This window comes from Arthrobacter agilis, from assembly GCF_002953615.1.
GTDB lineage: Bacteria > Actinomycetota > Actinomycetes > Actinomycetales > Micrococcaceae > Arthrobacter_D > Arthrobacter_D agilis_B.
The window spans coordinates 664,417-675,762 of sequence record NZ_CP024915.1 but is presented as its reverse complement, the minus strand read 5'-3'; the positions used below and the strand labels follow the sequence as shown (position 1 = coordinate 675,762).

Genomic DNA, 11,346 nt, shown 5'->3' with positions numbered 1-11,346 from the left:
TCGAGACCGAGCGTCCCCTGGGCGGACGAGCTCCACCGCCTGCACGCGGCCTCGCCCGCCGAGGCCCCGCAGGTCCTCCTCTCGGGCGGCCAGCTCACCCCGTCCAAGGCGCTCGTCGGCCCCCTCGCCACCAGCACCATCGCGTCCCTCCACGCGGACCTGTGCTTCATGGGAGCCCACGGCGTCGACACCGCCGCCGGCATCACCACCCCCAACCTCGCCGAAGCCGACACGAACCGGGCGTTCGCGCGCACCTGCGGCAGGCTCGTGATCCTCGCGGACTCCACCAAGCTCGGCGTGGTGAGCCTCGCCCGCGTCTCCGCGCTCGATGCCGCTGCCGTGCTGGTCACCGATCGGCAGCCCGACGACGACTACGCCGCCCTGACCCGCATCCTCTGCGATCCCGTCCCCGACCCCCACCTGGAAGAGCGCCCATGACCTCCATCACCCCGACTCGCCTGTCCGACGGGCGAGAGCTGATCTACTTCGATGCGCTCGAGGGCAGCGCCGCCCTGCACCGCGACGCGGTGGCCACCCATGACACCCGCGGGCTCCCGCCGCGCGGGCCGGCCGGGACCGCGCGCTACGACGCCCTGACCGGCGAGTGGATCGCCGTCGCGGCGCACCGCCAGTCCCGGACGCACCTGCCACCGGCAGACCAGTGCCCGCTGTGCCCCACGACGCCCTCGAACCTGTCGGAGATCCCCACCGACTACGAGGTCGTGGTGTTCGAGAACCGCTTCTCCTCCTTCGGCCCGGATCTCGGCGACCTCCCGGCCACGCCCGAGTGGGGTACGACGGCGCCGGCGTACGGCCGGTGCGAGGTGGTCGCCTTCGACTCCGCGCACGAAGGCTCCTTCGGTTCCCTCAGCCCCCAGCGTGCCAGGACCGTCATCGACGCCTGGGCCCACCGCACGGAGGCACTGTCCGCCATGCCCGGGATCAAGCAGGTCTTCTGCTTCGAGAACCGCGGCGCGGACATCGGCGTGACCCTGCTGCACCCCCACGGCCAGATCTACGCCTACCCGTTCATCCCGCCCCGCGCCGCGACCCTCGCGGCCCGGGCGGCCGAGTTCTTCGAGGCCTCCGGCGGGAAGCAGACGCTCCTGGGCCACGCCCTGGCCGCCGAGCGGGCCTCCGGGGACCGCATGGTGATCGAGGGGAAGCACTTCAGCGCCTTCGTCCCCTTCGCGGCGCGCTGGCCGCTCGAGGTGCATTTGGTCCCCCACCGCCGGGTGGCCGACATCGCGGGTCTGACCGGCGAGGAGCGGGACGAGCTCACCACGGTCTACCTGGAGCTCCTGGGCAGGCTGGACGCCCTCTATCCCACCCCCACGCCGTACATCGCGGCGTGGCAGCAGGCTCCGATCGACGACGCCCTCCGGCCCGCGAGCTATCTGCACCTCCAGCTGACCTCGCCCCGGCGCGCCGCCGACAAGCTGAAGTTCCTGGCAGGCTCGGAAGCCGCCATGGGGGCTTTCATCAACGACACCACCCCGGAGAAGGTCGCGGAAGCACTGCGCAGCGCCACTCCCGCCACCCGGAAGGATCCCGCATGAACTCCCCCACCGACCTCGCAGCAGCCTTCACGGACCGCTTCGGCGGCGAACCGGACGGCCTCTGGTCCGCTCCGGGACGCGTGAACGTGATCGGCGAGCACACCGACTACAACGACGGCTTCGTGCTGCCGTTCGCCATCAAGCACTCGACGACGGTCGCGGCCGCGGTGCGTCCCGACCGGATCGTGCGGGTCGCGTCGACGTTCGCGCCCGATGACGCTCCGGTGACGGCCGATCTCGACTCGCTGGAGGAAGGGGGCGTCCAGGGCTGGGCCGCCTATCCGCTCGGCGTCCTCTGGGCACTGGAGCAGTCGGGTCACCGCTGCCCCGGGATGGACCTGCTCGTGGATTCGTCCGTGCCGGTCGGCGCCGGGCTCTCCTCGTCCGCCGCGCTCGAGTGCTCCGTCGCCGTCGCCGCGAACGAACTGTCGGGTGCCGGGGTCTCCCGGCGTGAGCTCGCAGCGATCGGACAGCTTGCAGAGAACCGCATGGTGGGCGCACCCACAGGCATCATGGACCAGTCCGCATCATTGCTCGGCGAGGCCGGGCATGCGGTCTTCCTCGACTGCCGCACCACGGAGTCGAGGCTCGTGCCGCTCGACCTGGAGGGCGCCGGACTGGAGCTCATGGTCATCGACACGCGCGTCAGCCACTCCCACTCCACGGGTGGATACGCGGCGCGCCGCCGCTCCTGCGAACTCGGTGCCGAGCTCATGGGGGTCCCGGCGCTCCGGGACCTGTCGGTCGGGGACCTGGCCGAGGCCGCGGGCGTGCTGGACGAGGAGACGTTCCGGCGCGTCCGGCACATCGTGACCGAGAACGCCCGGGTGGAGGACACCGTGAAGGTGCTCACCGAGAAGGGACCCGCGGAGATCGGCCCGCTCCTCGTGGCGAGCCACGCCTCGATGCGCGACGACTTCGAGATCTCCTGTGCAGAACTCGACACGGCGGTGGACGCGGCGCTCGACGCGGGAGCCATCGGTGCCCGCATGACCGGTGGCGGTTTCGGCGGTGCCGCGATCGCCCTGGCGCGGGTCGGTGACGTCCCGGCCATCCGGGACGCCGTCGAAGCCGCCTTCACCGCGGCCGGTTTCCGGGCACCGGTCATCTTCAGCGTCCTGCCCGGTGCGGGTGCGGCCCGGCTCGCCTGAGAGCTTCCAGGAGAGCAGAGGGGCCCGCAACCTCCCGGTTGCGGGCCCCTCTGCTCGTGATCCGCCTCAGCCGGCCGGCAGGCCGGGCGTCCGGATGCTACTCGTCGCCCCGGAGGATCGCGAGGAGTCGGAGGATCTCCACGTAGAGCCACACGAGCGTGACGGTGAGGCCGAAAGCGGCCGTCCACGAGTACTTCTGGGGAGCACCCTGCCGGACACCCTCGCTGATCGAGGTGAAGTCGACGATGAGCGAGAAGGCAGCCAGCCCGATGGCGAGGAGCCCCATGACCAGACCGAAGGGGATGTTGGTCCCCGGGATGTCAGCACTGCGGAGTCCGAACATGCCATCGGTGGCACCGAAGACCATGAGGCCGAGGTTCAGCAGGGAGAAGGCCGCGTAGCTGATGATAGCGATCAGAAAGAACTTCATGGCCTTCGGGGTGGCACGGACTTTACCGCTCTTGAAGAGGGCGAGGGTGACACCGAAGACGATCAGCGTTCCGAGCAGCGCCTGCAGCGCGATGCCCGGGAACATGCTCTCGAAGAACATGGTCAGGCCACCGAGGAAGAGGCCCTCGAGACCCGCGTAGGCCAGGATCAGCGCGGGCGACGGCTCACGCTTGAAGGAGTTGACGAGGCCGAGCACGAAACCGCCGAGCGCACCCAGCACCATGAGGGGAAGGGCGAGGCCCGGAACGAGGAACGCAGGGATCGCGGCTCCCACCAGGACGACTCCCAGGGACAGGAGCGTCTTGACGATCACGTCGTCGAACGTCATCCGGCCCGTCTGCGCGGGTCCGGCGGACGGCTGGTTGTACATGTGCTCCAACTGCTGCTGGTTCGCGACGGTCTGACCCGCGTAGGTCGTGGTGCCGAAGCCTGCAGCCGCGTTGCCCCGGGTAGCGGAACGGAAATTCTTCCCGTTGAAAACCGGATTACCGCCAAGTGCCATTTCTGTAGTCCTCCAATAGGGGGCTGAGTGTTGTTGAAACCCTACCAATTCCAACGGTCCGGCCGGGGTTTTGTTCCCGGGCACCCGGCCGGACGGGAGGAATGGCAGCCGGAATTACAACACCAAGGTCCCTTGGTAAAACTTTCGTTACCGAATCGCTACCTCGTCGCGATGCTTTTGCGAAATCACGAAACATGCCGCTAGTAACATGATCCCCACGCCCGTGACACTCGTCACAACTCTTGATCCCGTCGGCTCGCCGCCGGGCCTGCCCCCACCGTGGAGGTTCCCATTTTGATTCCCCTATCGACGCCTGCACGGATCAGGAGGTCCCTGCTGCTGGTGCTCGGACTCCTGGCCACCGTGCTGCTCGGCGCCCCTGCGGCGCAGGCGTCTCCCCAGCTGCCCGACCAGGCACTGCACCAGGTCCGGACCGCCGGCACCGTCCAGGCCCAGGAGTTCGACAACCGGATCGGCGGCGTGCTCCGCGGTGCCGACGGTCCGATCGCCGACGTCACCGTCACCGCCACCGGCAACGGATTCGAAGGGGAGGCCACATCGGGCCCCAACGGCGCCTGGAGCATCGGGGTGCCCGAGCAGGGCACCTACGAGGTCGCCATCGACGAGGAGACCCTTCCCGAGGGCATCGCCCTGGCCGAGGGCCAGGAGAACCCCCGCCAGGTCACCTTCGCCAACACCTCCAGCGCCACCACGCTGTTCCTCTTCGGCGAGGGGATCGTCGCCCAGCAGACCTCGTTCCTGGAGACACTCGCCGAACGCGCACTCGCCGGGTTCAGCTTCGGCCTGCTGCTCGCCCTGAGCGCCGTCGGGCTGTCCCTGATCTTCGGTACCACGGGGCTCACCAACTTCGCCCACGGCGAGATGGTCACCCTCGGCGCGGTCCTGGCCTTCGCCTTCGCGGCCGCCGGACTCCCCATCGCGGTCGCCATCGTCCTCGCGGTCCTGGGCGGTGGACTCCTCGGCTACGTCCAGGACGCCGGGCTGTGGAAGCCCCTCCGCCGGCGCGGCACGGGACTCGTCCCGATGATGATCGTCAGCATCGGCTTCGCGCTGGCACTGCGGTACATCATCCAGTTCTTCTTCGGTGGCGCCACGCAGCAGCTGCCCGGCTCGCAGAGCCAGATCATCGATCTCGGCTCCATCTCGATCTCGCGCAACAACCTGACGTCGCTGATCGTGAGCCTCGTGATCATCCTGGCGGTCGCGTTCCTGCTCCTGCGGACACGCATCGGCAAGGCGACCCGCGCGGTCGCCGACAACCCCGCCCTCGCGGCCGCATCCGGCATCGACGTGGACCGCGTCATCCGGATCGTGTGGGTCATGGGCGGCATGCTCGCCGCCCTCGGCGGGATCCTCTGGGCCTACTACCGTCCCGGCGTCTCCTACAACATGGGGCAGCAGATCCTGCTGCTCATCTTCGCCGGCGTCACACTCGGTGGCCTGGGCACCGTCTTCGGTGCACTGGTCGGCTCCATCATCGTCGGGCTGTTCGTGGAGATCTCCACCATCTGGCTCGAGGCAGACCTCAAATACGTGGGAGCGCTGCTGATCATGATTCTCGTGCTCCTGTTCCGGCCGCAGGGTATCCTCGGCCGCCGAGAGCGCATAGGTTAGGGGCTCCCCATGGACTTCGGAAACATCCTCATCAACGCGTTCGGCGAACTGATCAGCCCGACGACGGCCGCCTACGCGCTCGCCGCACTCGGCCTCGCCGTCCACTTCGGCTACTCGGGCCTGCTGAACTTCGGCCAGGCCGGTTTCATGGCCGTCGGAGCCTACGGGTACGCCATCTCGACGCTCAGCTTCAACGCTCCGCTTCCCGTGGCCGTCCTGGTGGCGCTGCTGGCATCGGTCGTCTTCGCGATAGTGCTCGGCATCCCCACCCTGCGCCTCCGCGCCGACTACCTGGCCATCGTGACCATCGCCGCGGCCGAGATCATCCGGTACATCGTCACGACCAACGGCCTCACGGACATCACGGGATCCGCGAACGGACTCGCGGCGTTCGAGGGCGGGTTCTACTCGCTCAACCCGTTCAGGAACGACAGCTACGCGGTCGGCCCCCTCGACATGAGCGGACGGGACCTGTGGATCCGCGTCGTCGGCTGGGCCGTCGTGATCCTCGCGTGCCTCGTCGTCTGGCTCCTGATGCGCAGCCCCTGGGGCCGCGTCCTCAAGGGCATCCGCGAGGACGAGAACGCGGTGCGCTCGCTCGGCAAGAACGTCTACGCCTACAAGATGCAGGCACTCGTGATCGGCGGTGTCCTCGGTTCGCTCGCCGGCATCATCTTCACCCTGCCCCGCGGTGCCGTCCAGCCCGCGAACTACGCGACCGAGCTGACGTTCTTCCTCTACACCTGCCTCCTCCTCGGCGGCATGGCCACTGTCCTCGGCCCGGTCATCGGGGCGATGATCTTCTGGGTGGTGCTGTCGTTGACGCAGGGACTCCTGTACGGCGCGATCGAGGTCGGCGCCATCACGTTCCTGTCCAATTCGCAGGCGGGTCAGCTGCGCTACATCCTCGTGGGTGTCGCACTGATGCTGCTCATGGTCTTCAGGCCGCAGGGCGTCCTGGGTAACAAGAAGGAGTTGGCGTTCGCATGACCGGCAACCACGGCGACAGCAACAGCAACGGCGCGACGGGCAGCACCGCCGGGCTCCCCGACGGTCCGGGCGGTGCCCACGCGGCAGGCGTCCCGGCGGACGGCGGTCCGGCCCCCGCGGCGGGAGTGCCGCACGACCACATGACGGACTCCGAGCCGATCACCACCGAGGCGGCCGGCCCCGGGTGCCGCAAGCGCGACCCCATCGTCGTCGCCCGCAACGTCACGCGCAGCTTCGGCGGCATCAACGCCGTCGACGTCGAGCACCTCGAGATCCCCCGGCACAAGATCACGGCCCTGATCGGTCCCAACGGCGCCGGGAAGACCACCCTGTTCAACCTGCTGACGGGCTTCGACGTGCCGAACAGCGGCGACTGGGAGTTCGACGGGAAGCCCCTGGCGAAGGTCGCCTCGCACAAGGTGGCACGGATGGGCATGGTCCGCACGTTCCAGCTCACCAAGGTCATGGGCAAGCTCACCGTCATGGAGAACATGCGGCTCGGCGCGACGGACCAGCCGGGCGAGAGCCTGGCCCGTGCCCTCTTCAAGGGGATCTGGGGCGGGCGTGAACGCGAGATCACCCAGCAGGCCGAGGTGCTGCTCACGAAGTTCAAGCTCGACACGAAGCGGGACGACTACGCCGCCTCGCTGTCCGGCGGGCAGCGCAAGCTCCTCGAGATGGCCCGGGCGCTCATGGTCCGGCCTCGGCTCGTGATGCTCGACGAGCCGATGGCGGGCGTCAACCCGGCGCTCACGCAGTCGCTCCTCGACCACATCAAGAACCTGAAGTCGGAGGGGATGACCGTCCTCTTCGTCGAGCACGACATGCACATGGTGCGCCACATCGCCGACTGGGTCGTGGTCATGGCCGAGGGCAAGGTCGTCGCCGAGGGTCCGCCGGACATCGTCATGAAGGACCAGGCCGTCATCGACGCGTACCTCGGCGCCCACCACGACGTCGACCTCGGGGACTCCACGGGCATCGAACGCCTCGAGGAGGAGCTCGCGCAGGACGAGGAGTCGGTCGTCGGCACGGAGGACGAGGGAATCCTCGGCCACGGCGTCACGGAGGTCGGCGGCGCACACGCTGCGGGCTCGCACAAGGATGAGGAGACGAAGTGAGAGAGGAATTCGAGGGCGACTCGGTGGTCAAGGTCACCGACCTCGTCGCGGGCTACATCCCCGGCGTGAACATCCTGAACGGCTGCAGCATCGAGGCACGGCGCGGTGAGCTGATCGGCATCATCGGCCCCAACGGAGCGGGCAAGTCCACACTCCTGAAGGCGATGTTCGGCCTCGTGAAGGTCCACTCCGGCACCGTCGTGGTGCGTGGACAGGACCTCACGGGCCTGAAGGCGAACCGGCTCGTCAGCCGGGGCGTCGGCTTCGTGCCACAGAACAACAACGTCTTCGGCACGCTGACCATCGAGGAGAACCTCCAGATGGGCATGTACCAGCGGCCCAAGGACTTCAAGGAACGCTTCGACTTCGTGGCGGGACTCTTCCCCGAACTGGGCAAGCGCAAGGCGCAGCGGGCCGGCTCGCTGTCGGGCGGCGAACGCCAGATGGTCGCCATGGGCCGCGCGCTCATGATGGACCCGGCCGTCCTGCTGCTGGACGAGCCCTCGGCGGGCCTCTCCCCCGTCAAGCAGGACGAGACGTTCCTCCGGGTCCACGAGATCAACCGGGCCGGGGTCTCCGTGATCATGGTGGAGCAGAACGCGCGCCGCTGCCTCCAGATCTGCGACCGCGCCTACGTGCTGGACCAGGGCAAGGACGCGTACACGGGGACAGGCCGGGAACTGATGAAGGACCCGAAGGTCATCCAGCTGTACCTCGGCACGCTCGCGGACACCGCCTGAGCGGGGTCCGGTGATCCACCGGGCGCGGGAGTGATCCGGGCGCAGAGCGCAAGGGGTGGGCGGAGCCGGCAGCGGCTCCGCCCACAGCCGTTTAATGGCCGCTAGGTTGGGGAAGAGAGACGGGCAGGACGACGGAGGGACCCCGGACACATGGCAGGACTGGCCAGCACCACGATCGGCAAGGGGTTCGAGGTCCTGTTCCGCGGCATCAAGCACGTACGCCGGCACCGCCCCATCCATGCGCGCGGTCTGAGGCTCGACGGCGACGTCGTGGTGCACGACCACGGCCTCCGCAGCGGGATCCCATGGATCGACCAGCCGAGCACGGGCCCGGCCACGGCGCGCCTCTCGCGGTCGGTGGGGACCCCGGACGGGCTGCCGGACATCGTCAGCCTCGCGGTGCGGATCCATCATCCGGAGACCGCGCCGGCACCGTCGACGTTCTCGGACGTCCTGCTGTCCTCGACCGGGTGGTCCTTCCCTGCGCGTTTCGCCCTGGTCCCCCGGCTCCGCACCTCACGGGCTCCCCTGACCACGATGATGCCGTACCGCGGCGAGGACGGCCCCGTGCTGCTCGGTGCCCGGACGCTCACCCCCTCGGGCCTGCCCTCCTCGCTGCGGGCGTTCCAGCGGGCGCTGGGGACTGCTCCGTGGCAGCTCGGCCTGTACTTCGCGACGCCGCGCGGTCCCTGGCAGCACTTCGGCACCCTGACGCTCCGCCTGGACCGGCAGGGTGAGGAGAAGGACCTGCGCTTCGACGCCGTGCTGCACCCCCTGGCCGGCGCCGGGACCTACGACTGGGCCCGCAGGGTCCGCGAGCCCTCCTACGCCCTCTCCAGGCGCCGGCCGGGGGACGCCTGACCCCGCACCGCCCTGCCCAGGGCCGCGCGCTCGACGCCGCGCCTCCTCGGCTCACGCCGTGCACGGAGAAGGCCCCGTCCACGCCTTCCTGGGAAGGGTGGCCGGGGCCTTCTGCGTGTGTCTTCCGATCGGGAGGGAATCCCGGACTAGAGCTTTCCGACCTCGGAACGGCTCGGCTGGGGCTTGTTCTCGGCGTCGTACTTGTAGATACCGATGGCGGCCTCGGTGGGGTCACCGTTCTCGTCGAAGGTCACGGGACCGGACACTCCGTCGTAGTCGATGTCCTCGCCCTCGCGCAGGAGCGTGACGCAGCCCGCGAAGTCGAAGCACTTGGTACCGTCCTTCGAGACGGACTCGAGCTGCTTCGCGATCTCCGTGCCCTCGACGCTTCCCGCGGCCTCGGAGGCGAGCGAGATGAGGTTCACGGCGTCGTAGCTCTCGCCGGCGTAGGCGTAGCTGGTGAGGTTCGGGTCGATCGTCGCGAGGCTCTCCTGGAAGCCGGTTCCGGTGAAGGGGCCGGGGATGGTGCCCTGGGCTCCTTCGAGGGTTCCTGCGTCGAGGTCCGCGCTGTAGTCGGAGGTGTTGCCGTCGACCATGAACAGCGTGCTGGCATCGATGCCCTTGGCGACGAGCAGCGGGACGATGCTCTTGGCCTCGTCGAAGCTGATGAGGACGATCGCATCCGGCTTCGCCGCGGCGATCGCGTCCACCTGGCTCGAGAACTGCGAGTCACCCGTGTTGAACATCTCGTTGGCGACGACCTGGCCGCCCGCCGACTCGACGGTCTCCTGGATGGTGCCCTGCAGGCCGGTGCCGTACGCGTCGTTCAGGGTGATCATGCCGACGGTCTGGGCGCCACAGGTCATGATGTAGTTGCCGAGCGTGCGGCCCTGGAGGACGTCCGAGGGAGCGGTGCGGAAGTACAGTCCCTGGTCGTCCCAGGTCGTGAACTCGGCGGCGGTGTTGGCGGGCGAGAACTGCACCACGCCGGCACCGGTGATCTGGTTGATGACGGTCTTCGAGACGCCCGACGATGCGGCACCGACGATGGCGCTGACGTTCTGCGAGAGCAGATCGGTCACGGACTGGGTCGCGATGTCGGTGGTGGTGTCACCGGAATCACGGTGCGTGATCGAGATGTCCTGGCCCAGCACACCGCCTGCGGCGTTGACTTCCTCGACGGCGAGGTTGACGCCGGCGATCTCGGGCGGGCCGAGGAACGCGAGGGTGCCGGTGGTCGGCAGGATGGAGCCGATCTTGAGCGGCTCCGGGCTCGTGGTCTTGCTGGCCGGTACGGCTGCGGGATCACCCTTCTCGCCCTGCTCCTCACCGGTGCCGCCCTCACTCTCGGGACAGGCCAGTGCAGAAGTGCCGGCAGCAGCGGTGGTCTCGGTGTCGCCACCCTCGGCCTCGGAACCCGTGGTCCCGCCGCCACCGCAGCCGGAGGCAAAGAGCGCGATGCCCAGGCTCAGGGCAGCGACCTTTGCCGCGCGCGGGGCATTCTCCCCGATGCCGAACCGCGCGGAGTTGCGTGATGCAGTCATTAATTAGTCTCCTCGACCGAAAGGCTCTTGCCGCCTTTGACGCGATTGCCAGGTGTTCCTGGCTTGTAGGAAAAACTAATGCAATTTTGTGTCTGAGATAAGGGAATCGGGTTACATCCTTGTAACGCTCATCACAGGAGGCGGAACGCACTCTTGACAGCGGGCGCTACTCAGTCCACTGCCTATCGACGGACGGCAGCCGTGCGGTTCGAAACAGGACGGTGGGCCGTGGACGGGGAGTGCCCCAGCAGGGACTCGAACCCTGACTGAACAGATTTTAAGTCTGCTGCCTCTGCCATTGGGCTACTGGGGCCGGCCGGCCGGTCAAGCGTACCGCGGACACGCGGACCTCCCGGACACACTCCACGAAGAACGACGGCGACCCCGGGGAGGCGGTCGCCGTCGTTCTTCGTGCTGTGCTGCGCTACGTCAGGCGGAAGCCTTGGCGGATGCGGCCTTGCCTGCCGGCGTGGGCGGCTGGCTCTGCAGCGCCGTGTCCTTCTTCGGCGGCGGGGTGGCCGCCTCGCGGAACTGGCGCTGGGGCGTCTGGAGGTCCGAGATCGGGGCGAGGTCGCGGCCGAACAGGAAGCTCATGCTCCAGTTGACGATCACGCGGGCCTTGCGCTCGTACATGGGCATCGCGAAGCCGTGGTAGCCGCGGTGTGCGAGCCAGGCCGGGAAGCCCTTCATGCCGAAGCCCATGATGTTCGCGACACCCTTGAACTGGCCGAATCCGGCCACGGCGCCGAGGTTGGTGTGGCGGTACTCCTTAACCTCACCCAGCCCGTAGTTC

General features: G+C 68.6%; 9 protein-coding genes, 1 tRNA gene and 2 pseudogenes. 8 read left to right on the top strand and 4 right to left on the bottom strand.

The features are described from left to right. From CVO76_RS03305 to galK, 3 genes and pseudogenes are all read left to right on the top strand, one after another. A pseudogene (locus CVO76_RS03305) lies at nucleotides 1-438 on the top strand (DeoR/GlpR family DNA-binding transcription regulator); the annotation flags it as partial. Further along, nucleotides 435-1,559, top strand: coding sequence for a galactose-1-phosphate uridylyltransferase (gene galT / locus CVO76_RS03300; protein ID WP_208740659.1), 1,125 nt, complete (start codon nucleotides 435-437; stop codon nucleotides 1,557-1,559). The pseudogene CVO76_RS03305 and the gene galT, both read left to right, overlap by 4 nt. Further along, nucleotides 1,556-2,710, top strand: coding sequence for a galactokinase (gene galK / locus CVO76_RS03295; protein WP_208740658.1), 1,155 nt, complete (start codon nucleotides 1,556-1,558; stop codon nucleotides 2,708-2,710). Before galT ends, galK begins: the two co-directional genes overlap by 4 nt. A gap of 97 nt (nucleotides 2,711-2,807) precedes the next feature. On the opposite strand, the gene CVO76_RS03290 is transcribed toward galK, so the two are convergent. Then, nucleotides 2,808-3,662, bottom strand: coding sequence for a Bax inhibitor-1/YccA family protein (locus tag CVO76_RS03290; RefSeq protein ID WP_208740657.1), 855 nt, complete (start codon nucleotides 3,660-3,662; stop codon nucleotides 2,808-2,810). A 294-nt stretch (nucleotides 3,663-3,956) separates the two neighbouring features. Between CVO76_RS03290 and CVO76_RS03285 the strand changes: the two genes are divergently transcribed. The 5 genes from CVO76_RS03285 to CVO76_RS03265 all read left to right on the top strand — a co-directional run bounded on the left by CVO76_RS03285 (nucleotide 3,957) and on the right by CVO76_RS03265 (nucleotide 9,009). Continuing rightward, nucleotides 3,957-5,297 carry a branched-chain amino acid ABC transporter permease gene (locus CVO76_RS03285; RefSeq protein ID WP_133081988.1) on the top strand — a complete coding sequence of 447 codons (1,341 nt, stop codon included), beginning with the start codon at nucleotides 3,957-3,959 and terminating at the stop codon, nucleotides 5,295-5,297. A gap of 9 nt (nucleotides 5,298-5,306) precedes the next feature. Further along, entirely contained in the window at nucleotides 5,307-6,287 is a 981-nt protein-coding gene (locus CVO76_RS03280; RefSeq protein WP_133081987.1) for a branched-chain amino acid ABC transporter permease, read from the top strand. Between the two features lie 140 nt (nucleotides 6,288-6,427). Continuing rightward, entirely contained in the window at nucleotides 6,428-7,408 is a 981-nt protein-coding gene (locus CVO76_RS03275; RefSeq protein ID WP_133082266.1) for an ABC transporter ATP-binding protein, read from the top strand. Beyond that, nucleotides 7,405-8,148: an ABC transporter ATP-binding protein gene (locus tag CVO76_RS03270; RefSeq protein ID WP_133081986.1), complete on the top strand. Its 744-nt coding sequence runs from the start codon at nucleotides 7,405-7,407 to the stop codon at nucleotides 8,146-8,148. The genes CVO76_RS03275 and CVO76_RS03270 overlap by 4 nt, the downstream gene beginning before the upstream one ends. A gap of 150 nt (nucleotides 8,149-8,298) precedes the next feature. Beyond that, entirely contained in the window at nucleotides 8,299-9,009 is a 711-nt protein-coding gene (locus CVO76_RS03265; RefSeq protein ID WP_208740656.1) for a hypothetical protein, read from the top strand. A 146-nt stretch (nucleotides 9,010-9,155) separates the two neighbouring features. Here the strand turns inward: CVO76_RS03265 and CVO76_RS03260 are convergent, their stop codons facing one another. From CVO76_RS03260 to CVO76_RS03250, 3 genes and pseudogenes are all read right to left on the bottom strand, one after another. Beyond that, on the bottom strand, nucleotides 9,156-10,553 hold the full coding sequence (locus CVO76_RS03260; RefSeq protein ID WP_133081984.1) for an ABC transporter substrate-binding protein: 1,398 nt from the start codon (nucleotides 10,551-10,553) through the stop codon (nucleotides 9,156-9,158). A gap of 240 nt (nucleotides 10,554-10,793) precedes the next feature. Further along, nucleotides 10,794-10,866 (bottom strand) — tRNA-Leu (locus CVO76_RS03255). A 116-nt stretch (nucleotides 10,867-10,982) separates the two neighbouring features. Continuing rightward, nucleotides 10,983-11,346: pseudogene (locus CVO76_RS03250) on the bottom strand (NAD(P)/FAD-dependent oxidoreductase); the annotation flags it as partial.